The organism is Rhodococcus sp. Leaf278, from assembly GCF_001426085.1.
Lineage (GTDB): Bacteria > Actinomycetota > Actinomycetes > Mycobacteriales > Mycobacteriaceae > Rhodococcoides.
The window spans coordinates 246862-270973 of the sequence record NZ_LMRR01000001.1 but is presented as its reverse complement, the minus strand read 5'-3'; the positions used below and the strand labels follow the sequence as shown (position 1 = coordinate 270973).

General features: G+C 63.7%; 24 protein-coding genes. 2 read left to right on the top strand and 22 right to left on the bottom strand.

Translation table 11 applies throughout. From position 1 onward, the window contains the following. Positions 1–21 precede the first annotated feature (21 nt). From ASG84_RS01405 to ASG84_RS01325, 17 genes are all read right to left on the bottom strand, one after another. The gene (locus ASG84_RS01405) at positions 22–729 is read right to left on the bottom strand and encodes a hypothetical protein (RefSeq protein WP_156399336.1); all 708 of its coding nucleotides are present in this window, start codon (positions 727–729) and stop codon (positions 22–24) included. A gap of 83 nt (positions 730–812) precedes the next feature. Next, entirely contained in the window at positions 813–2060 is a 1248-nt protein-coding gene (locus ASG84_RS01400) for an MCE family protein (protein ID WP_057475245.1), read from the bottom strand. Further along, on the bottom strand, positions 2057–3319 hold the full coding sequence (locus ASG84_RS01395) for an MCE family protein (RefSeq protein WP_156399353.1): 1263 nt from the start codon (positions 3317–3319) through the stop codon (positions 2057–2059). Before ASG84_RS01395 ends, ASG84_RS01400 begins: the two co-directional genes overlap by 4 nt. Before the next feature lie 29 nt (positions 3320–3348). After that, positions 3349–4632: an MCE family protein gene (locus tag ASG84_RS01390; RefSeq protein WP_057475243.1), complete on the bottom strand. Its 1284-nt coding sequence runs from the start codon at positions 4630–4632 to the stop codon at positions 3349–3351. After that, positions 4632–5630 carry an MCE family protein gene (locus ASG84_RS01385; RefSeq protein WP_057475242.1) on the bottom strand — a complete coding sequence of 333 codons (999 nt, stop codon included), beginning with the start codon at positions 5628–5630 and terminating at the stop codon, positions 4632–4634. Before ASG84_RS01385 ends, ASG84_RS01390 begins: the two co-directional genes overlap by 1 nt. Continuing rightward, positions 5627–6694: an MCE family protein gene (locus ASG84_RS01380; RefSeq protein ID WP_057475241.1), complete on the bottom strand. Its 1068-nt coding sequence runs from the start codon at positions 6692–6694 to the stop codon at positions 5627–5629. The genes ASG84_RS01385 and ASG84_RS01380 overlap by 4 nt, the downstream gene beginning before the upstream one ends. Further along, complete coding sequence (locus ASG84_RS01375; RefSeq protein ID WP_057475240.1) at positions 6691–8046, bottom strand: MCE family protein; 1356 nt, start codon at positions 8044–8046, stop codon at positions 6691–6693. Before ASG84_RS01375 ends, ASG84_RS01380 begins: the two co-directional genes overlap by 4 nt. Further along, the gene (locus ASG84_RS01370) at positions 8043–8903 is read right to left on the bottom strand and encodes an MlaE family ABC transporter permease (RefSeq protein ID WP_057475239.1); all 861 of its coding nucleotides are present in this window, start codon (positions 8901–8903) and stop codon (positions 8043–8045) included. The genes ASG84_RS01375 and ASG84_RS01370 overlap by 4 nt, the downstream gene beginning before the upstream one ends. Positions 8904–8908: 5 nt before the next feature. Next, positions 8909–9703 carry an MlaE family ABC transporter permease gene (locus ASG84_RS01365; RefSeq protein WP_057475238.1) on the bottom strand — a complete coding sequence of 265 codons (795 nt, stop codon included), beginning with the start codon at positions 9701–9703 and terminating at the stop codon, positions 8909–8911. A gap of 5 nt (positions 9704–9708) precedes the next feature. Then, complete coding sequence (locus ASG84_RS01360; RefSeq protein ID WP_200936475.1) at positions 9709–10911, bottom strand: ATP-binding cassette domain-containing protein; 1203 nt, start codon at positions 10909–10911, stop codon at positions 9709–9711. A gap of 466 nt (positions 10912–11377) precedes the next feature. Next, positions 11378–11764 carry a 50S ribosomal protein L7/L12 gene (rplL, locus tag ASG84_RS01355; protein ID WP_057475236.1) on the bottom strand — a complete coding sequence of 129 codons (387 nt, stop codon included), beginning with the start codon at positions 11762–11764 and terminating at the stop codon, positions 11378–11380. A 90-nt stretch (positions 11765–11854) separates the two neighbouring features. Beyond that, the gene (rplJ, locus tag ASG84_RS01350; RefSeq protein ID WP_032380459.1) at positions 11855–12436 is read right to left on the bottom strand and encodes a 50S ribosomal protein L10; all 582 of its coding nucleotides are present in this window, start codon (positions 12434–12436) and stop codon (positions 11855–11857) included. A gap of 345 nt (positions 12437–12781) precedes the next feature. Beyond that, positions 12782–13258 carry a class F sortase gene (locus ASG84_RS01345; protein WP_082520745.1) on the bottom strand — a complete coding sequence of 159 codons (477 nt, stop codon included), beginning with the start codon at positions 13256–13258 and terminating at the stop codon, positions 12782–12784. Between the two features lie 122 nt (positions 13259–13380). Further along, the gene (locus ASG84_RS01340) at positions 13381–14154 is read right to left on the bottom strand and encodes a CHRD domain-containing protein (RefSeq protein ID WP_057475235.1); all 774 of its coding nucleotides are present in this window, start codon (positions 14152–14154) and stop codon (positions 13381–13383) included. Between the two features lie 190 nt (positions 14155–14344). Next, positions 14345–15748, bottom strand: coding sequence for a VC0807 family protein (locus tag ASG84_RS01335; RefSeq protein WP_057475234.1), 1404 nt, complete (start codon positions 15746–15748; stop codon positions 14345–14347). Next, positions 15745–16353: a TetR family transcriptional regulator gene (locus ASG84_RS01330; RefSeq protein ID WP_057475233.1), complete on the bottom strand. Its 609-nt coding sequence runs from the start codon at positions 16351–16353 to the stop codon at positions 15745–15747. The genes ASG84_RS01335 and ASG84_RS01330 overlap by 4 nt, the downstream gene beginning before the upstream one ends. A gap of 91 nt (positions 16354–16444) precedes the next feature. Next, entirely contained in the window at positions 16445–17038 is a 594-nt protein-coding gene (locus ASG84_RS01325) for a GNAT family N-acetyltransferase (protein ID WP_057475497.1), read from the bottom strand. A 215-nt stretch (positions 17039–17253) separates the two neighbouring features. On the opposite strand from ASG84_RS01325, the gene ASG84_RS01320 reads away from it, so the two are divergent. Then, a complete protein-coding gene (locus ASG84_RS01320; protein WP_235581484.1) occupies positions 17254–17811 on the top strand; it encodes an RNA polymerase sigma factor in 558 nt (185 codons plus the stop codon). Beyond that, positions 17808–18545: a hypothetical protein gene (locus ASG84_RS01315; RefSeq protein WP_057475231.1), complete on the top strand. Its 738-nt coding sequence runs from the start codon at positions 17808–17810 to the stop codon at positions 18543–18545. Before ASG84_RS01320 ends, ASG84_RS01315 begins: the two co-directional genes overlap by 4 nt. On the opposite strand, the gene ASG84_RS01310 is transcribed toward ASG84_RS01315, so the two are convergent. The 5 genes from ASG84_RS01310 to ASG84_RS01290 are packed head-to-tail and all read right to left on the bottom strand — an operon-like array spanning position 18527 to position 24098. After that, positions 18527–20767: an MMPL family transporter gene (locus ASG84_RS01310; protein WP_057475230.1), complete on the bottom strand. Its 2241-nt coding sequence runs from the start codon at positions 20765–20767 to the stop codon at positions 18527–18529. The genes ASG84_RS01315 and ASG84_RS01310 overlap by 19 nt on opposite strands. After that, positions 20764–21924, bottom strand: a complete 1161-nt coding sequence (locus tag ASG84_RS01305; RefSeq protein WP_057475229.1) for a hypothetical protein — start codon at positions 21922–21924, stop codon at positions 20764–20766. The genes ASG84_RS01310 and ASG84_RS01305 overlap by 4 nt, the downstream gene beginning before the upstream one ends. Next, positions 21921–22661, bottom strand: coding sequence for a phosphatidylserine decarboxylase (locus ASG84_RS01300; protein ID WP_057475228.1), 741 nt, complete (start codon positions 22659–22661; stop codon positions 21921–21923). Before ASG84_RS01300 ends, ASG84_RS01305 begins: the two co-directional genes overlap by 4 nt. Further along, complete coding sequence (locus tag ASG84_RS01295; RefSeq protein WP_057475227.1) at positions 22661–22858, bottom strand: hypothetical protein; 198 nt, start codon at positions 22856–22858, stop codon at positions 22661–22663. Before ASG84_RS01295 ends, ASG84_RS01300 begins: the two co-directional genes overlap by 1 nt. 1 nt (position 22859) lies before the next feature. Next, the gene (locus ASG84_RS01290) at positions 22860–24098 is read right to left on the bottom strand and encodes an SDR family oxidoreductase (protein WP_057475226.1); all 1239 of its coding nucleotides are present in this window, start codon (positions 24096–24098) and stop codon (positions 22860–22862) included. Between the last annotated feature and the right edge of the window lie 14 nt (positions 24099–24112).

Genomic DNA, 24112 nt, shown 5'->3' with positions numbered 1-24112 from the left:
AACGACACTGCCCGGGGAACGTCAGTTGCCACCGGAATCCGGCTGTGGGGCCGGCGTCGCTTCCGCACTGGGGTCGGCCGCATTCGGATCGGCGGCGTTCGGGTCGGCGGCATTCGGGTCGGTAGCGCCACCCGGTTCGGTCGGGATGACGGGATTGGTGTTCGGGTTGTCCAGCGAGATGCGCGAACCGATGGGGTCGACCTTGTTGGTCTTCCACACCCCGTCGACTTCTTCCATGGCCAGTCGCATCGTGAGCTTGCTTTGCTCGACGCGGTCGGGCCACGTCGTAGTCGTCTTGATGACTACGAGAGCCTCGGCGGTGTTCTCGTCGGTACTGAGCTCGGTCACCGCGGCGTGCAACACCTCGGCCTCACTCTTGGCACCGGACTGACGTACCTGATCGGTGATGCCCGACCGTGTCTGCTCGAGGTCGTTGAGCATCAAGTCGCCGGTGATGGAGGACTTCATGTTGTCGAACGACTGATCGATGTTTGCGGCGTCGACCGTGTTCAAGTTGACGGCCGCTTGCTGGGCACCGGTGAGGGCAGAGTCGCGAGTATCTTCCGTCGGCTTCTGGCTGAACAGGGCCGTGCCCCAGCCGTAACCGAAGAACACTGCCGCCGCGAGAGCGGCCACGGCGATCACCGTGACGACGGCAAGAAGAATTTTCGCTGTCTTGTTCTGCCCTGGAGTCGCTGGGGACTCCAGGGCTTCGGTGCTCGAGTTCACAATTTCACCCTACTACTCGGTAATATCCGGCCGAACCACTCTCGGCCCGACGACAGTGCTGAGCAGCAGTTCTTCCGATCCCGCTACTTCGGCGTGACGCCGATGAGCGGTGCCAACTGGGTGGCGATGGGGTTGAGGTTGAGCTTCTCGGGATCGACCTTGGGGTTGAGGTCCCACGGCTGCGGCACGTCCGGATCGGCAAAGACGATTCGGTTCGCGCTGCGAACACCCGTCACGCTGCCCTGTGGCGTTGCACAGTTCGCGTCGAGGTTCAGCGGGTAGTTCTCCCGGGTCGGGTCGAAGTTCGGGTTCTTCCGCTTCTCCTCGTCGAGGATCGCCTGCGAGCCCTCGTAACCCACGGTGCAGGGCGGCGGGTTGTTGACCTCGAGCAGCAGACCCTGATGGATCGTGCCGTCGTTCGGGACGATGGTGGAGATACCGGCACCGAGCGCGGGCAGGAACGTCAGGAACGGTCGCAGAGCGAGATACCGCGGCTCGGCCTGAGCGGCCACCAGTGCGAGGTTGTTGATGTCGGTCGTCAAGGCCGGACCGGCTTCGGTGATCAGACCACCGAGCTGATCACCCGCAGCGGTACCGGTGTCGATGAGCCGACGGATGTCGGGATCGCTGGACTTCAGCTGAGCCGTCACCTGATCGAGGCTGGTGCTGAACTCGCGGATCAGATCCGACTGCTCGGACTGTGTGTCGAGCACCGGAACGGCGTCGCGCACCAATGCCAGCGTCTGCGGGAGCGCCTCGTTGCCCGCCTCCGAAATGTTACCGAGCGAGTCGACGAGCGACTGCAGATCGTTGCCCTTGCCGTCGAATGCCACACCGAGCTCGTTGACGACCTTCGTAAGGTTGTCCAGCGGTACCGACCTGACCAGCGTGTTGGTGTTGGCCAGCACATCCTCCACCGGGACGGGTGTCGAGGTGTCGGCGGCCGCTATCTCGGAGCCGTCGACCAGAAACGGTCCCTGATCGGTCTGCGGCTGAAGATCGACGTACTGCTCGCCGATCGCGGACCTGTTCGCCACGACGGCCTTCGTGTCGGACGGGATATCGGGACCACCGTTGTCGAGCTTGAGCTCCACCTGGACACCGTCCGGGGTCAACTGCAGGTCGCCGACGGTACCCACCGGCACCCCTCGGTAGGTGACCTCGGCATTGGAGAAGATTCCACCGGAATCAGCGAGATTCAGCGCCACCTTGTACTGCCCGAACCCGAGCATGTTGTCCAGACGAACGTACTTTCCGCCCACATAGATCAACCCGAGCAGGGCGATCACGATGAATGCCACCAACTGGTACCGAACGAGCTTCGATCTCACTGGCCAACTCCGAACTGTTCGAGCAGATCATTCAACGGGGCCAACGGGTCGAACGGCGCAGGCTCTACCGCGGCGGCCTGTCCAGCCGGTGCACCCGGCCCGGGAACGGGTGACGGGATGATCGGCGGCAACGGCAGCAACGAGATCGTCGGCCAGCCCGGACGCGGTCCGTTTCCGTTGTAGTACGGATTGGACGGGTCGACGACGGGAAGTGTGTTGCCGTACTTCGGCTGGACGTAGACCGGATTTCCCTCGCCCACACCGAAGTTACGCAGCGCAGTTCCGATCGACAGGTCCAGCGACAGGAACAGGTTGGCCGAATTGCCCTCGATGATCTTCTCGGTGCCGTCGGCGAATGGCAGCGTGGGGATCACCGACAGTGACGTCACCACGTCGTCCGCCGAATCTGCCAGTGCCTGCAGAGTGGGACGTAGCGCCCGCAGGTCTGCGATCAGATCGTCCTTGGATCGGTTGATCACGTCGGTGCCGACCGAGCCGAGGCGATCGAGCGCACCAAGCATCTCCGTCAACTGCGGTCGCTGCTGCTCGAGCACGTCGGTGGCGATCGGCAGATCCTTGAGCACTCCGTCGATCTTGTCGGTCTGCGAGTTGACGCGCCCGCTGAGCGCGTCGAGACCGTCGATGGCTCGGGTGATGTCGTCGCGCTGCTGGTTGAGTCCGTCGATCAGCGTGTTCGCCTGTTGCAGAAGTTCTTTGGTCCTACCTTCTCGACCGTCGAACGCCGTGCTCAGTTCCTTGACGATGGGCGAGAGCTGACCCACGCCGCCGCCGTTGAGCAGCAGCGAGAGCGCGCCGAGGACCTGCTCGATGTCGGTGGCGTGGCGAGTTCGATCGAGCGGGATCGTGTCACCGTCCTGCAAGCGTGCGGCTTCCTCGTCACCCGGAGGCGCGGACAGCTGCACGAACTTCTCACCGAGCAGGTTGGTCTGCTGCACCGACGCCATCGCGTTGGCCGGCAGGTCGACGGCGGAGTTCAAGATGACGTTGACGTCGGCGGTCCAACCGTCGTTGGGAACAGTGATCGAGTCGACGCGGCCGACGGCCACACCGTCGACCTTGACGGTCGACTGCGGGACGAGGTCCAGCACATCGTCGAACTGAACTGTCAGGTTGAACGGGTTGTCCCCGACATCGGCACCACCCGGTAGTGGAATGGCGTAGATGCCGGCCGACGAGCATGCACCGGCAGAAATTGCCACCACGCACAGTCCTGCGCCGAGGGACAACGAACGCTTCACGCGGGCTCGATTCCGATTCACAGAGGTACTCACTGTCCCCCACCTCCGATGTACGACTGCTCCAGACCCGGCATCGAGCTGGTTCCGAGCTTGGGCGAGACCACGCCCGGGACCGTGCCCGGCACGGACTGGTTCTGCTGGATGTCGTTGGTGAGAACACCGAACGGCAGCACGATCCGGTTCTGGTCGGCGAGAGGTGCCTGGATCATGGTGGTGATGTTGGCGCACTGGTCGATGATCGGCTGGATCTGCGCACCGAGGGCCTCGAAGCGCGGATCACCGGGTACCAGCTTGCCGAGGTCGATCAGCCGGCAGACGGTGCCGAGGGGGTCCTGGGTCTCGTTCTGCAGATTGGCGCGCGAGGCGAGCGTGCCCGACTCGGCGTCGTAGGCATTGACCAAGTTGCTGATGGCCAGCGGCAGCAACGTCAAGGTCTGCACCAGCTGCTCGCGGTTGTCGGCCAGGGTTTGAGTGGGCTGGACGAGGCCGTTGGCCGCGTCGGTCAGTTCGGTGCGGTTGTCCGCGACGAACGTTGCGACGTCACCGAGCGACACCGAAAGTTGTTGCAGCGCAGCACCGAGATCCTCACGCTGACCCGACAGGAAGCCGGTCAGATCCGCCAACTGAGTATTGAAGTTGCGTACCTGCTGATCGTTCACGGCCAGAGCACTGACGAAGGTCTGCAGATTCTTGATCGTGTCGAACACATCGGTGCGCGAGTCGCTCAAGGTCCGGCCGGCCGCCGAGAGCTGAGTGATGCTGTTGCCCAGCGCTTCACCGTTGCCGTCGAGGTTGGCGGCACCGGTGTTCACGAAGTCCGTGAGCGCGCCGTCCTTGTTGGCACCGTCAGGTCCGAGAGCCTGGGACAGGTCGTTGATCGAGGAGTACAGCTCATCGACCTCGACGGGGGTGGCCGTGCGATCGCGACCGATCGTCGTTCCACTGGCCATTGTGTCGCCGCCGGTGTAGGCGGGTGCCAGCTGAACGTAACGATCGGCGACGAGCGAGGGGGTCACCTGTACTGCCTTCGCATCGGCGGGAATGTCGATGCCCCGGTCGACTCGGAGGACTACCTCGACGTCGTCACCCATCGGGGTGACGGAGTCGACGGTGCCCACCTTGACGCCGAGTACACGGACCTCGGAGCCGGAGTAGATGCCGACCGACTTGTCGAAGTAGGCGGTGATCTTGGTTGTTCCGGCTCTGGTGAACAGCCACCAACCGGCGACCGCTACGACCAGTGCCACCACCACGACGACGGCGATGATTGCGAGTTTGTTCTTGTTTCGCGGCGCTGCCTGAGTGTCTGTCATCAGTTCCCCGCCAACTTGTCGACCGAGGGCTCGCGGTAACCAGGTATCAACGGAACTCCGGGTGGTGTGAGGTTGGCCAGGACGATATCGAGCCACCGGCCGTTACCGGTCACGTTGGTGTAGAGGCGAATGAACGGCTCGTACAGCTTGAGTGCCCGGTCGAGATTGTCGTTGTTGCGTTGCAGGATCTCGATGACGCCGTTGAGCTGCTGCAGCATCGGGTTGATGGTGGCTTCGTTGTCGCGGACCAGACCGGTCAGCTGCTGAGACACCCGCTGGGTGCCGGTGAGGAGCTGCGAGATGGCCTGCTGCCGGTTGTTGAGCTCTTCGAGCAACGGGCCTGCATCGGTGATCAACTTGTTGAACTGCTCGTTGCGGTCGGCCAGCACCTTCGATGTCTCACCGGTGGCAGCGAACAGCTTCTTGAGCTCCTCGTCGCGGCTTGCCACCGTCTGAGACAACCGAGTCACACCGTCCAACGAGGCACGGATGTTCGCCGGGGTCTCCGAGAAGGCCTCGGACAGGGTTCGCATGCTGTTGGCGAGTTGGTCGGTGTCGATGTCGTTGATGGTCGATGCCGCAGCCGAGAACGCATCGATCACGTCGTAGGGAGACGTGGTGCGATCGAGCGGAATCGTGTCCTTGGGGCTCAAGGTTTCCGGGCCACTGGGGTCGAGGGCCAAGTATTTCTGGCCGAGCAATGTCTTGATGGCGATGGCCGCTCGCGACTCGTTGCCGACCCAGGCGTCCTGCACCGTGAAGTCCACGAGTACCCGGTCGCCGTCGAGACGCACATCGGTCACCTTGCCGACCTTGACGCCCGCGATGCGGACTTCGTTGGACGGCTTGAGACCTGCTGCTTCGCTGAACTCTGCGGTGTACACCGAGCCGGCACCGATGATCGGAAGCCGGTCGAGAAAGAAGACCGACAGTGTGGCGAGCAGGATGACGGCGATTCCCAGCGCACCGATGGTTGCCGGACTACGACGAGATTTCATTGCTTGATCCCCCCAGCTTTGCAGCGCTCTGCCGAGTTCGTGTACAGCGGCTGGTTTACGGTCGGAAGCCCGGTCGGCAAGTTCAGGTTCGGCGAATACCCCGGTCCGGCAACGATATCGATGCCGCAGAGGTAGAACGTGAACCACGATCCCTGCTGGGCCGTGCGGATGAGCTTGTCCAGCTTGTTCGGCAGAATTCCGAGGACCTTGTCGACGTCGTCGCTGCGGCGGTTCACGGTCTCCGACACCGTGTTCAGGGCCGTCACCGATCCCTGGATCGACGGCCTGGTCGGTTCGAGCAAATCGGCCGTTGCGTTGGTCAGACCGGCCAACGACGTGACGGCCGAGCCCACCACGTCACGATCGGCCGACAGTCCGGAGACCAACTTCTGAGTGTTGACGATCAGACTGTCGAGCTGCCCGTCGTTCTGATTGACCGTCGCCAGAACGTTGTTGAGATTGGTGATGACCTGGCCGATGACCTGATCCTTGTCTGCAACCGTGTTCGTCAGACTCGCAGTGTTGGTCACCAGCTCGTTGATGGTGCCCGACTCCCCCTGGAACACCTGAATGATCTGGTACGACAACTTGTTGACGTCGTCTGCACTCAGCGTGGTGAACAACGGCCGGAAGCCGTCGAACAGCGTGGTCAGGTTGACCGCCGGCTTGGTCCGCTCCAACGGGATCGTCGCACCCCCGTTGATCTTCTGACCTTGATCGCCCGAGCCCTGCTCGATGGCTATGTAGCGCTGGCCCACCAGGTTTCGGAAGCGGATGGTCGCCGTCGAACTCGCCGGTAGCCAGTCACGGCTGCTGAGCGTGAAGTCCACCTTCGCTTCGCGTTCGTTGGCGATCTCGATCTTGTCCACCTGGCCGACGCGAACGCCGGCGATACGAACCTCGTCGCCCTCGTTGAGAGAGGTGACGTCGGTGAACATTGCCGAGAACGTGGTACCGCCGCCGCCACTCGAATTGGCGATGGTGAAGGCAAGGGTGGCCGTGGCGATGATCGTGATCACAGCGAACACGACCAACTTGATGATCGGCGCGAGAAGGCCTCTCATTTCACGCTCACCTCCGCTCCTCTCAGTGCCGGAGCGCCGATAGCGGCAGCCCACGACGGAATGCTGTCCGGTGCAACACCACTCGCCTGTCCGTAGATCACGGCCAGAGTGTCGCGCTCGAAGTCCGAGCCCTCGTAGCTCGCCGGCTCGGCGGATTCCGCGATGGCCGGAACGATGGAACTCTGAGCCGACTTCGGGGGGCCCTGTCCTGGGATCGTCTGCGGGCCCGGGTTGCGAGTCGGGACCTGGTACGAACCGTCGTTGATGGAACCTCCCGGGTACTGCGGGAAGAACTCTCCGGGTGCAGCAGGCTCGAAGCACGTAGCTCCGCGATCGTCGAACAAGCGCGGCTCGTCCTGGTTCGGCAAGTAACGGCCCTTCGGGTTGACGAACGATGCGGAGACGTTGATGCCGGGATACTCGTCGCCCTCACCGAGCACGACCGCGCCTCGCCTGGCACCTTCGGCGAACTGGCTGAACGTGCAGCCGAACGTCGGCGAGAACTCGGCGAGCAGTTCGAGTGCCTCACGGGAATTCGACGCCAAGCTGATCAGATTCTCCGAGTTCGCCTGCAGGAAGTCCGCGGTGACGTTCGACGCCGACGTGAGCGATCCGTAGAGCGTCTCGAGACCGGACTGACGCTCTACGACGGTGTTACCCGTCGTACGCAGGTTGTCCAGGGCCGAGATCAGCTCCGGTGCCGCGTCCGCGTAGGTCTGGGAGAAATCTGCGAGACCGACGAGGGTCTGCTGAATGTTCGGCAGCTCCGTGTTCAGACCCGACACGATGTTCGTCAGATTGTCGATGGTCTGACCCAGCTGCTCGCCGCGTCCGCTGAGGCCCTGCGCCAGCGACCCGAGGGTGTTGGCCAGATCCTGCGGCGGAATTGCCTGCAGCAGTGGGAGCAAGCCGTCGAGCAACTGCCCGACCTCGATCGCGTTTCCGCTCGTGTCCTGACGCAGAACCGTGCCGTCGGTGATCGGCGACGCCGAATCGTTCTCGGGCACGATCAGCGAGACGTATCGCTCGCCGAACAATGTCTTCGGGAGCAGTCGAGCTGTCGCGTTCGACGGAATCAGCGGTGCCTTGTCCGGATCGATGGCCAACTGCGACGTGACCACGCCGTCGACACTCGACGCCGATCGCACCTCGCCCACGATCATTCCGCGCACCTTGACGTCGGCGTTCATCGGTAGAGCGTTTCCTACCGAGTCGGTTTCGAGGCTGACGTTCACCACGTCCTTGAACGTCTTGTTGTAGGAGGTGATGCTCCATCCCAGAAACAGGATGAGCACCAGAAAGAATGCAAGTCCGAGCAGTACTCGCTGCAGTCGCGACGGCGAGTCGATCATCCGGCAACCCTCACTGTGGTGGTCGTGCCCCAGATGGCGAGGCTCAGGAAGAAGTCGAGAACAGCGATCGTGACGATGGCCGTACGCACTGCACGGCCCACTGCGACACCGACGCCGGCCGGTCCACCGGAGGCGTGGTAGCCGTAGTAGCAGTGGATCATGATCAGCACAAAAGCGAAGATGAGCACCTTGAGGAAGGAATACAGCACATCTTCCGGGGGTAGGAACAGATTGAAGTAGTGGTCGTACGAACCCGACGATTGCCCATTGAAGATCGTGCTGATCCCCCTGGACGCGATGTAGGACGCCAGCAGACCGACGATGTAGAGCGGGATGACCGCGACGAAGCCGGCGATCATGCGAGTGGTGACGAGGAACGGCACACTCGGCACCGCCATGACCTCGAGCGCATCGATCTCCTCGGAGATCCGCATGGCACCGAGCTGAGCGGTGAAGCCACAGCCGACGGTTGCCGAGAGCGCCAGGCCCGCGACGATCGGTGCGATTTCACGGGTGTTGACGTACGCCGACAGGAATCCGGTGAGCACGGAGCTACCGAGCTGTTCGAGCGCTGCGTATCCCTGCAGGCCGACGACGATGCCGGTGAAGCCCGACATCATCACGATCACGCCGATGGTGCCACCGATGACGGCCAGCGCGCCGCTGCCGAAGGTGACCTCCGCCAGCAGGCGGAGCACCTCCTTCTTGTAATGGACTGCAGTCTTGGGAATCCACCCGATTGCCCGCAGATAGAACGACATCTGCTCGCCTGCACGATCGAGCACGTTGAGCGGAGCATTGCCGACGCGCTTGACGCGCATCAGTGTGCGGTCACCGCGACCTCTTGCGATAGTCATCGCGGTTACGCTCCCTTCGCTGGAACGACCTGGAGGTACACCAGGGTCAGAATGAGGTTGGCGAAGAAGAGCAGCAGGAACGTGATGACCACGGTCTGGTTCACTGCCTCGCCGACGCCCTTGGGGCCGGGGTTGGGGTTGAGCCCCTTGTACGAGGCGATGATGCCCGCAATCAGGCCGAAGATCGCCGCTTTCGCTTCTGCGACATAGAGATCCGGAAGCTGCGCCAGCGCCGAGAACGACGCCAGGTACGCACCGGGGGTACCGCCCTGCAGGATCACGTTGAAGAAGTAGCCACCCGCGATGCCGACGACCGAAACCAGGCCGTTGAGCAACAGCGCGATGAGAATCATGGCGAGCACACGCGGAACGATCAAGCGGTGCACCGGATCGATACCCAGGACTCGCATCGCGTCGATTTCTTCACGAATGGTCCGGGAGCCCAGGTCGGCGGTGACGGCCGAGCCCGCGGCGCCGGCAACGAGCAGAGCCGTCACGAGAGGCGAACCCTGCTGGATGACCGCGAGCACACTGGCTGCACCGGTGAACGATTCGGCACCGAGTTGCTTGATGAGCGATCCGGTCTGCAGTGAGACCACCGCGCCGAAAGGAATGGCGACGAGCGCAGTCGGCAGAATCGTCACGCTGGCGATGAACCAGGCCTGCTCGATGAACTCACGGAACTGGAACGGCCTCCGAAAGGTGTTCCGAACGACCTCGACCAGAAGTTCGACGATATTGCCGGCTTGTGTCAGAGCGGCGTTCGCCGGAGCGAACGCGGACTTCTTCGATCCCCCCATGTCTGCTATTGACCCCGACCTTGCGTAGGAGCTTGGTAGCCCTGTTGATCATGTCCTTGCCCGCTGTAACCCTGCTGGTCGTATCCCTGCTGGTCATATCCCTGCTGGCCGTAGCCCTGCTGGTCGTAACCCTGCTGGTCGTAGCCCTGCTGGTCGTAGCCCTGCTGGTCGTAGCCCTGCTGGTCGTGACCCTGCTGGCCGGCGTACGCGGGGTACTGATGCCCGGGGTCGGTGGTATCGAGGCTCTCCTGGATCGCGACCTGCGCATTGTGAGGCAGGGTGTGCATGATCTGGCGGACCCGCTCCTGCCTGCGACCGACGGCCTTACGCACCGGGGTACCGGGGGTCGCCTTCATCTGCGGCACGATGCCTTCCACGTCGTCGACGCCACCGGCGTGGTGCCCGGCATCGACGAGGGCCTGCTCGTGCGCCATCTGCGCCTCGTCCTTCTCCTCCGACATACCGATCGGACCGATCATCGTTCCGTTGAGGAACTGCTTGACCACCGGCTCGTCGCTGGTGAGGAGCACCTCGCGCGGGCCGAACATGACCAGCTGACGGCGGAAGAGCATGCCGATGTTGTCCGGCACCGTACGTGCGAGGTTGATGTTGTGCGAGACGATCAGGATCGTGGCATCGATGTTGGCGTTGATGTCGATCAGAGTCTGCGAAATGTACGTGGTACGAACAGGATCGAGGCCGGAGTCGGGCTCGTCGACCAGAATGATCTCGGGGTCGAGCACCAGGGCGCGGGCGAGACCGGCGCGCTTGCGCATACCACCGGAGATCTCGCCGGGCAGCTTGTCTTCCGCTCCCAGCAGACCCGTCAGTTCGAGCTTCTCCATGACGATCTTGCGGATGTCGGACTCGGACTTCTTCGTGTGCTCACGAAGCGGGAACGCGACGTTGTCGTAGAGGTTCATCGAGCCGAACAGCGCACCGTCCTGGAACAGCACCCCGAACAGCTTGCGGATCTCGTAGAGCTCACGGGAGGAGCACTGCAGGATGTCGGTTCCGTCGATGAAGATCTTGCCCTGCTCGGGACGCAGCAGACCGATCAGAGACTTCAGGAAGACCGACTTACCGGTACCGGAAGGACCGAGGAGCGCACTGACTTCACCCTTCGGCAGGGTCAACGTCACGTCCTGCCAAATCTTCTGTACACCGAAAGACTTGGTCAATCCTTCGACCGAAACCTCGACTCCCACGCTGACCTCCACAATTCGTACACATCGACCCGGATGTGGGTTGCGTCACTGTATCCCATGCAGGTGTCCGCACCGACACAGGAGCTTACCGCCCAGTAAGAACTTCCCCGAGTCAGGCTGTAGAGCTTGCATCAGTGTGGCTCATCTCACGCGACACGGTCGGCGACTCGCCAGAACTGTGACAAGTACCAGTGACGCAATGCTGTGAGACACCACAAGTGAACCCAACCGAAACCCTTCGACATGCTTCAGACTTCGGCGAGATCGAGTAAACAGGGGCGCAATCCGGGTGTCACGAAATCCGGCAGAGTCAGTGACCGATCACAACGAGACGGCCGAAGCAGCACCTCGAACCCAGAAACAGTTGGAGCCCGAAACGCAGAAAAGGGCCGCTCTCACCGAGGTGAGAACGGCCCTTCTGCGCTCTCTTGATCAGAGCACGAAGTACGACTGCAGCGAAGCGGTCTTACTTGACGGAGATCTTTGCGCCGGCAGCTTCCAGCTTCTCCTTGGCAGCCTCGGCTGCGTCCTTGGCGACCTTCTCCAGGATGGCCTTCGGAGCGCTCTCGACGAGGTCCTTGGCTTCCTTCAGGCCGAGGCCGGAAACGACCTCACGGACGACCTTGATGACCTGGATCTTCTTGTCGCCGGCCGACTCGAGGACGACGTCGAACTCGTCCTGCTCTTCAGCAGCCTCGGCGGGGGCAGCGCCGCCGCCTGCAGCAGCAACAGCGACGGGAGCAGCTGCGGTGACCTCGAAGGTCTCCTCGAATGCCTTCACGAACTCGCTGAGCTCGAGGAGGGTGAGCTCCTTGAACTGGTCGAGCAATTCTTCGGTGCTGAGCTTCGCCATGGTGGCGGGTCCTTCCTGTAAGTACCTGGTCGCTGATCCGCGACTTGGTGTTGGTGGTGTGGAGCTGAGCTGTTCGCCAATACCAGCGGATCAGCTTTCGGCGGGAGCTTCCGCCGGTGCTTCTGCTTCTGCAGGCGCTTCGGCTGCGGCGGGTGCGCCGGCAGCCTTCTTCTCCTGCAACGCGAACGCCAGACGCGCGAACTGCGATGCGGGAGCGTTGAACAGGCCTGCAGCCTTCGACAAGTTGCCCTTCATGGCGCCGGCGAGCTTGGCCAACAGGATTTCGCGCGACTCGAGGTCTGCGATCTTGTTGATCTCGTCCACGGACAGCGTTGCGCCGTCCATGTAGCCGCCCTTGACGATCAAGGCCTTGTTGTCCTTCGCGAAGGCCTTGATGGCCTTCGCAGCGTCGACCGGCTCGCCCTTGATGAATGCAATGGCGGTCGGTCCGACGAACAAATCGTCGAGGCCGGTAATACCGGCTTCGGCGGCTGCGCGCTTGACCAGGGTGTTCTTGGCGACGGAGTACGTGGCACCTTCGCCGAGCGCACGCCGGAGCTGAGTCAGACCGGACACCGACAGGCCACGGTATTCCGTGACGACGGCAGCCGTCGAACCCTTGAACTGTTCGGTGATCTCCGATACTGCTGAGACCTTTTCGGGCTTTGCCATACTTCGCCTCCTCTCGTGGGAAGTTGTGTCGATCGCGAGAGGGCCGGAAAACGACGAACGCCCCGGCGCAAGAAGCACACGGGGCGTGAACGAGCGGGCAACCGCAAGGGCTGCACACAGGTTCCCTACCTCGTTCTCCTGCGTGGGCCGTCCGAAGAGATCTCGAACCTTCAACCGCGCAACTCCCGGAAGTGAATCCTTCGAGAAGGCGGTGACCAACGGTCTTGGGTAGAACTTGATTGGGCGATCTGGACTGGAGTGCATGCACTCGTGATCCGAACCGTCGACCAGACTACAACACTCTCGGTGTCAACTCCAAAACGCCGCTTCCACCGAATCCACCCGCTACTGCCGCACCCCGTACACAACCAGGTTCCGCTCGTAGCTGCCCACGGACCTATCGAAGTCACCCGAGCACGTGATCAATCGGATCTCGTCGGCAGCCACCGCTCCGAAGACGAGGGCCGTCGGGAACTCCGCTTTGCCGTAGTCGCCGATCCGATCGACACGGTAGTCGGCTCGACCACCCGTCTCGTCTGCCACCGTGACGACATCTCCCGGTCGCAGCTCGGACAATCGATCGAACACCGCGGGGCCGTTCGTGGAATCGACATGGCCGGCGAGCACCGTCGGACTCCCGATCACGCCGGGCCGACCGCCGCCGGTGAACCATCCGACGTCGTCGTAGTCGCTCGGTACCTGCATCTGCCCGTCCCCGGTGAGACCGAGGCCGATCAGAGGCTCGTCGAGTTCGATGGTCTGGGCGCTCAACCGTGCCGGGGCAGGCCACACCGAGTCCACCACGGGGGAGGGAGTGGACATGCCGGACGACGGCTGCGAGGAAACGGGCACAGCCGGCGGTGGTGGAGCGGCAGGTGGTGATGGTTCGGCGGTACAGCCCGTCACCACCACCACTGCCGTCAGAGCAACCAGATGCCGGTATCTCAGCTGCGTGCCGTCCCGTTGCGGCGAGCTACCAACGTCACTCCCGCGATCGCCGTTGCACCCAGGACTACTGCGCCGAGGGCTACCGCGCCGACGAGGGGCACGGCGGAAATGGTCGCGGAATCGGATGCCGCCAGCGCGGAACCGCCACCTCCGGTCGCCACGGATCCGACCGGAATCTGGGTCAGCTGTCCGCGCACGGCCCCGGCCGAGAAGTCGACGGTGTGGGTGTCGGCGGCGAAGCCCGCCGGGTTGGCTTCGATCTGGTCCAGAGTGAATCCGGTACCGCTGTCGGCCGCGGCACCGGCCGGCGTCAGACCGGTGGTGAACGGTCCCTGCATGCATCCACTGCTCGTACGTGGGCCGTCACCGATCGGAGTCGGGTTCGGGAAGGCCAGCCGCGGCGGCCCTGCGGCACCCGCTACAGCCTGGTGAAGGTGGGTAGCGGTCTTGGCCGGGCTCATGTAGTCGCCGGTGACTCCGTCGAGCGCGATGTCGTAACACACGATGTCGAGGTCGGAATTGATACGCAGCGTGAAGGTTCCCGTTGCGCCCGGCTGACCCGGAGTGGCCACACCCTCGCCGTTGAGGACCTGGTCGGGGGTTGCCATTGCAGTGAAGGCGCTGGTGAACGAATCCGGTTCGGCAACAGGAGTATCGGCACCGGCCGGGGCGGCGGTGAACAGCATCAGCGCGGCGGCCGTGCCACCGACGACTGCGGTGGCGGTGCCGCGGACGGACAGTGCCGGGCGGGTGATCGAGCGTCTGGTCATCTCGTGTGCCTTCCGTGGGAGTATCGGGCAAGCGAGCCCGTGCAGAGGAGTACGACCGCTGATGCCACGATGTTCAAAGCTCGGTAAAGAAATATTCCAGTCCCGGATATGACGCCCGGGTGTCCGGCCGGGCGACATCGTCCCGCTGACCGAGGGGCTCCGATGGACCGCAGATGCCGGTCTCGTCGAGTCACGAGCCTGCGTCACTCGGAGCGGCCGCACCTTCTCGATGTCGTTGCTGCCGCAACAGCGTCCAGGTGCCGGACCTTGTCAGATGGATGTTGGTGACGACCTGTAGCGCCACCAAGGTGACGATCCAGAGGATGCCCGACAGGGCCGGCACCCGGTCGATCGGCAACATGACCGCCATCAGCATTCGGATCATCGCGTCGAAGAACAGAGCACCCGCCCAGATCAACGACGTCACCCGCCAGGCACGTCGGAACCCAGGCTCGTTTTCCCACAACGCTTCCCAGCGGCCAGGATCACCACTCCCGGTCACGTCAGTCGCGCTGGGATGGACGGACCGGTCGAGCAACGGACGGGTCAACCGGTAACTCAGCGGGCGTCGGGCGCGCACGCTGACCAGAAACCAGCAGCCCCACGCAGCCGTCAGTAGCGCGTCCTTGAACAGGAGGATGCGCGGATCGCCGGAAAACTCCTCGGCCGCAGCACTCACCACGAGCACCACCAGGACCGAGCTGCCGAGCGCGTCGATCCGGCGGTGCCGGACGGCCCGGACGAGCACCGAGACAGCCGGGATAACAGCACCTGCCAACAACGCGGTTCCGGTGTCGGATCCCCAGTGCCGCAACAAGTAGTACATCGCGATCGGGGCGAGGAGATCAGCGAGCACGGCGACCGACGGAGCTACGGCCGGCGGTCTGTAGCGCCGGAGCAGCACCAGCAGGCCGACCGCGAGGCCGATCAGGAGTCCGGTGCCGTGATCGTCCCGCATCATCGTCATCACCACGGCGGCGACAACGACTACCGGCCCACCGATCCGGACGATGCCGTCCGCGCCCAGAGCACGCCGCCCTACCGCAACGGCGACGATCGAGAGGTTCCCGGCGATCACCGATGCTGTCACCCCGCCCAGATCCAAAGCGGTCAGGTAGACACTGAAGAAGATCGCGTACCAGTGGGCGAACTCGACGGGACGTTGCGGTGGCGCATCGGTCCGGGACGTCAGGACCAAGACCCCGATCAGGGCCGCGACGGCAGCGGAGGAGCCGCCTCCGGTGTCGGTCGGATGCCAGGCGCTGTAGATGGCCACGCTTGCCACACCGCCGACGAGGTAGGCGGACAGCCAGGACATCGCGCCGACTCGACGCTGCACAGCCGTGCCGACCAGAACGATGCCGACCAGGTTGAAGGCGAGCTGTCCCCAACCGTCCGGTTGCACCAGGATCGGGCTCACGGCTCGCCACCACTGGCCCGCCAGCAGCTGCGGCCGATCACGTACGAGTAGGTCCATCAACCCCGGGGAGAGTTGGGCGACGAGGCTGATCAGCAGCGTCACTCCGGCCACGATCGCGGTGAGTACCGGGAAGCCAGGCTGCCGTGGCGCCTCGGGGGTCACGGGGCTGGTCACGACTCTCGCCAGTCGGTTCGGTCGGCCCTGAGTGCGGTTTCGAAAAACTCCGTCATCTCGCGGGCATAGGCCACCAGATCGACATCCGGCTCGTGCCGCAGCAGGTGCGGGACCGCTTCGATCGACTGCTGGATGACGGTGGCGGCGACCCGCGGATCGCTCGTGTGCAGCTCGCCGGATCGACATCCGTCATCGATGATCTGTTGCAGCGCTTCGATTCCCGAGGGCCGGGAGCCTGCAGGAACATGCAGCGCACCGGCACCGAGCAGGATAGTGAGCGCGACCATCTCGGCTCGGTGATCGGCCATATGCGCCAAGTTTGCCTCGATGTAGGCGCGGACAGCGGTCGTCTTCGTCGTTGCCGCGCGGACTCGCTCGGCGACAGCGTGACCGAGATCGGTGATGACGGTGAGCGCGACCTGCGTCATCAACTCGGCGCGATCCTCGAAGTGATACGAGATCATTCGGGTGCTGCTCAGCCCACCACGCCGCACGATGGCCGCGAACGAAGTCCCGTCGTATCCGTCCTCGGCGAGCGTGCGGATGGTCGCTTCGATGATCTGGGCCCGACGGCCGCTTGCCCGGTCCGACAGTTTTACTCGCATGAGTAAATACTAGACTCCATCCCTCCTGCCTGCCCGGGCTATTGGATCGGGGGTCCTGCCTGATGTCGACCACAGTGCGGCAGTGTGGATCTCAACCGTAGGCAGAAAATCTGCCGACCTTTCCGGGTTCGACGATCTCGAACTGCTTGGTCAGATCGGTGTGCTCGAGCAGTTCGATCTGCTCGGCGAACTGGTCGCTCACAACGAAGACCGCGGTGCTCAGCTTCCATTCCCCCATCAGCCAGGCGCGCAGCACGTCGAGCAACTTCGAGTCCATACCCGTCTGCATACGCGACTTGCGAACCCAGAAGTAGACAACGACATCGACGGAATCCCACCCGCCCTCACCGGTAGGCGTCACGGTGGCCTTCGTCAGGAACGTCGCATCTGTGGGGAACAAGTAGACACAGCCCAGGCATTCGTCGGTAACTGGATCGACGACGGTGTAGGTGAAGGCCCGATGCGCTGCATGGCGCTCCTCGAGGCCGACGAGGTCTTCTCGGTTCGCTTCGACGCTGAAGTCATCCTCGGGCCACGTCGCCTGCTCCCAACGCCTCAGCTGTTCCCGCGTCTCCATCAGCGCTGCGTGATCGGCGGGCGCGTCAGCTGGGGTGATCGGGCGGAGCAGGAACTGGTCGGTCCGCAGGATGGTTGGAACCGGCGCAGCCGGATCGGTGAACGACATAGGTGCACCTTTCGTGGACTCGATCCACACGCTAGTCGCGTCCGTCGAACAAATATTCCGAGTCGGGCAGCCCGATCACAACTGAGTAGTTGTACTCGCGGTAGGCACTGTTCGAGGCGCGCGCCAGGCGCCCCTCGCGGTGGAGTACGACCGCTGATGCCACGATGTTCAAAGCTCGGTAAGGAAATATTCCAGTCCCGGAAATGAACGCCCGGGTGTCCGTCGACGTAATCACTGTCATGAGCATCGGGAGCGTGATCGAACTGGACTTCGACGTCACTGCCGCGTACGACGAGCACGCGTCGGCCATGCTCGGTTTCGCCGTCAACGCTCTGCGCGACCGGACGCTCGCCGAGGATTGTGTTCAGGAGACGTTCCTGCGCGCATGGCGGGCGCGTTCCCGCTTCGAGCCCGGACGTGGATCGCTGCGAACGTGGTTGTTCGCCATCGAACGCAACGTCATCGTCGACGTGCAACGGTCGCTCACCAGAATGCCGATGCCGGCGTCGGAACGGATCGAGGACGTCGACCGTTGGTCGGTCGCGATCTCGCGAGACACCAGTCCCGACGTCGACGAGCGGCTGCGCATCATCGCCGCGCTCGCACTGCTTTCTCCCGATCACCGGCAGGTCGTCGTGGCCGTTCATCTGGCCGGAACGACCTATGCGGAGCTGTCCGAGTCGACGGGAGTGGCCGTCCGAACACTGCGCACCCGCGCCTTCTACGCATTGAGGGCGCTCCGAGACCACCTCGACGGACAGGAGGAAGCATGAACGCCCGAGACGATCGCCGAGCCGAACTGATCGCCGCTGCCGTCGCCGACGACCTCGACGACACCGAGAGTGCAGAACTACGCGAGCTCGCAGCGTCCGATCCCACCGTCGACATCGACATCGCCGAACTGCGTGCGTTGACCGAGACTGTCGGTTCTCGCGGTCCGGCCGGACCGTGGCTCGAATTTTCGGCGTCACCCGATCTGCGCGAGCGAGTTCTGGGTTCGACGGGCGACTCGGTGTGGCCACCGCGTGATCGAGGAAAGGACGCGCCGCGATTCGGCGGGCGGCGCAGGTCTACCGGCCTGATGGCTGCAGCGGCAGTAGTGGGACTGGTGGTCGGCGGTGGCGTCGTCCTCGGCGTCGACGCCTTTCGAGCGAAACCCGAGCAGCCGGCGGCCGCGATCACCGGCCCTCCGGGAACCCTCGGTGCCTACGAGCAGGTCGCCTTCACCACGAGCAGGCCGAACGTGGACATCGAGGGCGGCCTCGTTGCCCATACCTGGGGCACGGAGACCTTCCTCGACATGGACGGCATATCCGAGCGGGGTCCGTACGAGGTTGTTCTCGTCGATCGGTCGGGCACCGAACTCCCGTCCGGCACGTTCCTCGGAAGCGACGTCACCATCGAGTGCCGCATGAACGCAGCCGTTTTGCGCGGCGACGTCACCGAGATCGAGATCCGCAGTTCCGACGGCTCCGTGCTGGCGTCGGCTCAGTTGCCGAACACCTGACGATCCCGCGAACCGGGCCACCAGTTTCGCGCGCCGAACAGCTTCATCATCGCGGGCACCATCATCATCCGGACCAACACGGCGTCGAACAGCACAGCGACGGCGAGCGCGAAGCCGAACTGTTGCAGCTCGAGTACGTCGGCGGTGAGGAAGCTCGCGAACACCGCGATCATGATCGCTGCTGCCGCGGTGATCGGCCTGGCAGTGTGTTCCAGCCCGTCGACGATTGCGGTGTCGTTGGCGTCACCCGTGTCGGTTCCGTCGTTGCGCACGAACACTTCTCGCATGCGGCCGATCAGGAACACCTCGTAGTCCATCGAGAGCCCGAAGACGACCGCGAAGACGGTGACCGGCAGATAGACCTGGATGTAGCCCGGGCTCTCGAATCCGAGGAGCGACGAACCCCAACCCCACTGGAACACCGCCACCGTGGCTCCCAACGCGGCACCGGTCACCAGTACGTTCATGGCCACTGCCTTCACCGGAATCACCACGCTTCGGAAGACGATGCCCAGGTACACCAGGGAGAAGGCCAGGACTGCGGCGACGACCCAGAGGAATTTGCCAGAGATCTCCCGAGAGGCGTCGACCACCAGCGCGGTGGTCCCACCGACCGAGACGTTCGTCCCGTCACGTTCCCCCGCCACCAGCGCTTGCGATCTGATCGACGTGACGAGGTCGGAGGCGTCGGTCGAATCGATCGGCACCGACGGGACCACGATCAACAGCGTCCGACCGTCGTCCTGCTGGGCCAATGCGTACTCGACCCGACCATCGGCGCGAACGTCGTCGGCGAAGGACGCGACCGTTGCCGTCTGGACTGGGTCGAGAGGGCGGTCGTCCTCGCCGGTGAACACCACGGTGATCGGCGAGATGGTGCCGGGAGCGAACTTGTCGGTCAGTACCGCGTTCGCTCTACCGCTCGGTTCGGCACTCAGCGCGTCGGCTCCGAGATCGACGCCGTACTGGATGGAACCGATCGGTGCGAGGCAGGCGAACAGGATTGCCGCGGTGACGGCGGTGTAGCGCCAGGGCCGTTCGATGACGTGGCGAGCCCACCGCGACCACCACGTGGGGACGGCTGCGGCGTGTTCACCCACCGATGGTGGTTGGAAGCGCTGTGGGAGTGACAGTCCGGAGATTCTCGAACCGAGCACGGCGAGGATGGCGGGCAACAAGGTCCACGCCACGATGACGACACACGCCACCGTCAAGGCGACGACGAACGAAATGCTCTGCACCGCAGGGACGTCGACGATGGCCAACGCACCGAGAGCAATGAGCACCACCAAGCCGGAGATGACGATCGTATGCCCGGCCGTTCCCATCGCAGCACCGACGGCAGCCTCCGTTCGAGCACGGCCCCCGGGCTCGCCCGGAACGGCCCGGTTCATCTCCTCGCGGAATCGGCTGACGATGAACAGTGCGTAATCGATCCCGAGGCCGAGCCCGAACATCGACGCCACCGTCGTCACCAGCACGTCGAAGGTCATGACGTTGGACAGGAGAGCGAACACACCGAAGGCGGCCAGCACTCCGATTCCGGTGGTGACGAGCGGAACGACGCCGGCGACCACCGAACCCAGGGCCAGGATCAGCAACACCAACGCGATCGGCAGTCCGATGCTTTCGGCGCGCACGGCGTCGTCGGATTCGACCTTCGTCAGGTCCACCGTCATCGGGGAATAGCCGGTGACCGCGACCTCGATGCCGTCGCGGGATGCACCGTCGATCAGCTCCTGGATCCGTTCGGCCACGGCAATGCGATCACGCGGGTCTCCGCCCACGCCGACGAACGCCAACGCCGACGTTCCGTCCGCGGAGATCGTCGGGACGAATCCGGCGCTCTCGTAGGGATCGACCACACGCACTACGTCCGGTGACTGCCTCAGCGAGGAGACGACCTCCCCCACCCGTTCGCGAAAGGCGGGGTTCCGGCTGTCGACCGCATCCGAGGTGAACGTGACGACGAGCTGTTCGGAACCGAAGGACGCGAAGTGCTGTTCGAGGAGTTGGTCGGCGCGGCTGGACTCGGTTCCCGGAACGGAGAAGTTGGCTCCCACCAAGGAGTTCTGCAGCGCGGGATACAGGATCGCAGACCCCACGGCCAGCACCAGCCAGACGGCCAGCACCGCCCAGCGATGACGCGCGACCGTTCGGCCCCAACGATCACCGATGCTGCGCCGTCGTCGAGGGGATTCCAGCACTGCCACCCCGGTCATGTCTGCGGAAGCTCGCGGCTGAAGATTCGGTAGGTGCGGTGCGGTGATTGCTCCATGCGCGTGAGCACCGACCCTTTCATCCAGGGACTGTCGTCGAGTACCGGAGCGGCCTCGACCCTGGTGAATCCGAGATCGCGCATCCGCACCGACATCTCCATGATGAGCAGCGACGACACCGCTCGATCGGGGCACTCGGGATCGACGAACAACATGTCGACGCGAACGCCGTCGATCACGTCGGTTCGACCGGGCCGTTTGACGTGCCAGAGCGTCACGAGGTCTCGCAGCCACCTGGACTTCAGGTGTGCCGCCTTGGCCGCGGCCTGGTTGACGTCCGGTATGCCCATCAGGAATCCGACGGGCTTGCCGTTCAACTCCGCCAAAAGGGTGAGGCGGCGATCGAGGACGGGCAACATCATCTTCAACAGCTCGAACAGCTCGACGAACGACAGCGGCGAGTAACCCCAGAAGTTCACGAACGTCTTGTTGTAGAGGTCCTGCACTATGCGCGCGTCGCGACGTACCGTCCGATACTTCATCGACCGGAACGTGACCTCGGACCGCGCTTTGATCTTCTCGAAAATCTGCATGTGCCGGGCGTATTCGGGACGGTTGTAGATGACGCACGGATCGTCGAACAGGTAGCTGTAGAAGTCCTTGATGCCCACCAGGCCCCACTTCTCGAAGTGGGCGGCGTAGTACAGCGGGTTGTGCGGCATTCCCACCAGTGGCAGAACGGGTACTTCGTCGACGACGATGCCCGCGCTGTAGAACATCGACGGCCCGAACGGCCCGGACATGGTCGCCAGCCCGCGCGCCGCCAACCAGGCCGCGGCGGCATCGAGCAGACCCGCCGCGATCTCGTGGTCGTCGATCGCCTCGTAGAACCCGAAGAATCCGATCGACTCACCGGTGTAGTCGGTGAAACCGGTGTCGTGGATGGCCACGATCCGGCCGACGGCGACGCCGTTCTCACGGGCGACGAACGCACACGTATCCCGCGTCGACGCGATGGCGGCCGGCGGGGAGATCAGGATGCGATCGAGATCCATCGGCTCGTCCGGCAATCGGTGCGGATCGTCCCGGTACACCAGATCGGTGACGGCCTGGAATTCCTTCCAGTCTTTTCCGGACACGACTTGTTCGACGGTGATCATCGTTCCTTCTCACGAGATGGTGTGTCGGACACAGATATCGGCGAGCGAGCTACGACCGTCTCCCCCGCGAACACGTACTGCCCCGGCCGGATGGAGATGCTCTCGACCAGCGCGTCGGGGACGAACACGTCGCATTGAGAACCGAAACGGATCATCCCGTACTGCTCTCCGCGTTCGACGGTGTCGCCCACCACTATGTGCGCAACGATGCGATTGACCCACAGGTCGGCTATCTGCGTCACCGTCACCACGGCTCCGCACGCATGCTCGATCGACACAGTGAGTCGTTCGTTGGTGAGCAGGTAGTCGCAGCCCACGTCGTACGGAGTTCGCCGCGTCAACAGATTGGCCCCGACCCGGGCCATCGACTTGTTGAACGGTGCCGCAGATCGGTGTCGGCGCATCCTGACGATGCCCGAGATCGGAATTCGATTGCGGTGTACCGAGTATTCGGACATGTAGATGCCGATGAGGTACCCGCTGTCGGCTGCGGCGACGCCGGCGATCTCGTCGAGGGCAATGGTTCGCCCCTTCTTGACTGCGAACGCGGTACTGCCTGCCTCCACTCGTTTGACGTACGTGACGAAGCCGTCCGCAGGAGCCAGTACCGCCCGCGGATCGGCGGGCGGTACTCGATGCGGATCGCGAAAGAAGAACCGGGTTCGCCAGTAGACGAACAGCGCGAACGGAGCTGCCGTCGCGGCAGCGGCACCGACGCCCCACCGTGCCAGAGACATCAGGCGTGCCGCTGTTCGTCGATGCTCTCCGACCAGCCGACGAATGCGTCGGCCGCCCTCGTTCTCGCCGCGCCGGGCAGGAGTCCGATCAACCCGCAGACGAGGTAGAAGCCGAGCGAGAGAACGCCATTGGTCACCTCGCGGTGCATCGACACATCGCGCAGACGTACCGACGTCGGCTCGAATTCGTCCGCCACGTCAGTGAGCGACGGCGGGCGTGAGCGTCTTGAGCTGCGCCTTCTCGAAGTAGAGCTCGAAGAGTCGACGGTGATCGCACCACGAGATGTCATGGTCGACAGGCAGAATGGCCTCGGGCTTGTGCACCAGGCGCATCAGCTGATCGATGTTGTCGGCCAGCATCGTCTCGGCAAATCGAGGCGAAATGCGTGAACTGACGCGCTCTTTGAATTCGTCCCAGCTCACCAGGTCGAGTCCGAGCAGCTCGGCGTAGAGGTCGTGGCCGTAACCGGTGGGGTTGCTCGGTAGGAGCCGCGTCAACGGGTGACTGCGCAGCGCATTGCCGGCCATGACGTCGCACATCACGTCCACCGGAACGTAGTTCATTCCCGGGCCGTCCCAGATGGCACCGGCGGCGATGGCCAGTTCGATGATGCGCCAGAAGCTGTACACCCGTCCTGGATCACGGCCGAGTTCGGTACTTCCGAGAATGTAGGGGGCCTCGCACAGGGTGACGGAGTAGGTGTCCGACATCGAGAGCCACCCGAGAAGCGTTGCGTTGACCCACTTCATCTGCGCGTAGCCGGAGTACCACCACGAATCCGGGCGGCGGAAATCCTCGGGCTTCTGGTAGAGGTGCGCTCCGATGCTGCCGACGTAGGTGAGGTGCTTACGCGTGGAGGTGATGCTGAATTCGAGAATGCGCAGGACGCTCACGAACCAGTCGTCGCGCAGATCGGCATAGCTCTCGGTGTAATCGGTCGAGCTGGCGCAATTGAAGATCTGCCCCACTCCGGCAGCAAGATCGAAGTAGGCAGCCTTGTCGAGACCGAACCGGAACTTCGTGGGTGTGCCCTCGACGATGCGAATCTTGTCGGCATCCACCGCGATCTCGTACTGGTCGAAGGTGCGCTGAAGACGCTCGAGAGCCGATTCCTCCTCGGTGGGGCGCACCATCGCGTAGACGACGTCGACTGCCGCATCGCGGGTCAGTCGACCGATCAGGTGAGCACCGAGAAAGCCGTTGGCACCGAACACCAGCGCGGTGTCGGTACGCGCGGGTGCCATCGCGGCGACCCGGCGGCGGGTTTCCTCGTCGATGAAAGGCCGCAGCGCCGTTGGATCGCCGTTGCTCAAGGCAACGACGTCCGCGTACTTCCCGCCGAAGCGAAGCCCCGGGCATTCATTGGTGATCAGTGCATCCGCGTGCGGCCAGACCGGACGCAACGAACCATCTCCGAACAGTGCTTCTACGTGCATTCCCGCTCCCCTGC

What these genes read in the sequence shown, in the direction of transcription:
- ASG84_RS01390 (WP_057475243.1), bottom strand. Translation starts at nt 4,632, where the DNA reads ATGACAGACACTCAGGCAGCGCCGCGAAACAAGAACAAACTCGCAATC.
- ASG84_RS01385 (WP_057475242.1), bottom strand. Translation starts at nt 5,630, where the DNA reads ATGAAATCTCGTCGTAGTCCGGCAACCATCGGTGCGCTGGGAATCGCC.
- ASG84_RS01380 (WP_057475241.1), bottom strand. Translation starts at nt 6,694, where the DNA reads ATGAGAGGCCTTCTCGCGCCGATCATCAAGTTGGTCGTGTTCGCTGTG.
- ASG84_RS01375 (WP_057475240.1), bottom strand. Translation starts at nt 8,046, where the DNA reads ATGATCGACTCGCCGTCGCGACTGCAGCGAGTACTGCTCGGACTTGCA.
- ASG84_RS01370 (WP_057475239.1), bottom strand. Translation starts at nt 8,903, where the DNA reads ATGACTATCGCAAGAGGTCGCGGTGACCGCACACTGATGCGCGTCAAG.
- ASG84_RS01365 (WP_057475238.1), bottom strand. Translation starts at nt 9,703, where the DNA reads ATGGGGGGATCGAAGAAGTCCGCGTTCGCTCCGGCGAACGCCGCTCTG.
- rplL (WP_057475236.1), bottom strand. Translation starts at nt 11,764, where the DNA reads ATGGCGAAGCTCAGCACCGAAGAATTGCTCGACCAGTTCAAGGAGCTC.
- rplJ (WP_032380459.1), bottom strand. Translation starts at nt 12,436, where the DNA reads ATGGCAAAGCCCGAAAAGGTCTCAGCAGTATCGGAGATCACCGAACAG.
- ASG84_RS01345 (WP_082520745.1), bottom strand. Translation starts at nt 13,258, where the DNA reads ATGTCCACTCCCTCCCCCGTGGTGGACTCGGTGTGGCCTGCCCCGGCA.
- ASG84_RS01340 (WP_057475235.1), bottom strand. Translation starts at nt 14,154, where the DNA reads ATGACCAGACGCTCGATCACCCGCCCGGCACTGTCCGTCCGCGGCACC.
- ASG84_RS01330 (WP_057475233.1), bottom strand. Translation starts at nt 16,353, where the DNA reads ATGCGAGTAAAACTGTCGGACCGGGCAAGCGGCCGTCGGGCCCAGATC.
- ASG84_RS01325 (WP_057475497.1), bottom strand. Translation starts at nt 17,038, where the DNA reads ATGTCGTTCACCGATCCGGCTGCGCCGGTTCCAACCATCCTGCGGACC.
- ASG84_RS01315 (WP_057475231.1), top strand. Translation starts at nt 17,808, where the DNA reads ATGAACGCCCGAGACGATCGCCGAGCCGAACTGATCGCCGCTGCCGTC.
- ASG84_RS01310 (WP_057475230.1), bottom strand. Translation starts at nt 20,767, where the DNA reads ATGACCGGGGTGGCAGTGCTGGAATCCCCTCGACGACGGCGCAGCATC.
- ASG84_RS01305 (WP_057475229.1), bottom strand. Translation starts at nt 21,924, where the DNA reads ATGATCACCGTCGAACAAGTCGTGTCCGGAAAAGACTGGAAGGAATTC.
- ASG84_RS01300 (WP_057475228.1), bottom strand. Translation starts at nt 22,661, where the DNA reads ATGTCTCTGGCACGGTGGGGCGTCGGTGCCGCTGCCGCGACGGCAGCT.
- ASG84_RS01290 (WP_057475226.1), bottom strand. Translation starts at nt 24,098, where the DNA reads ATGCACGTAGAAGCACTGTTCGGAGATGGTTCGTTGCGTCCGGTCTGG.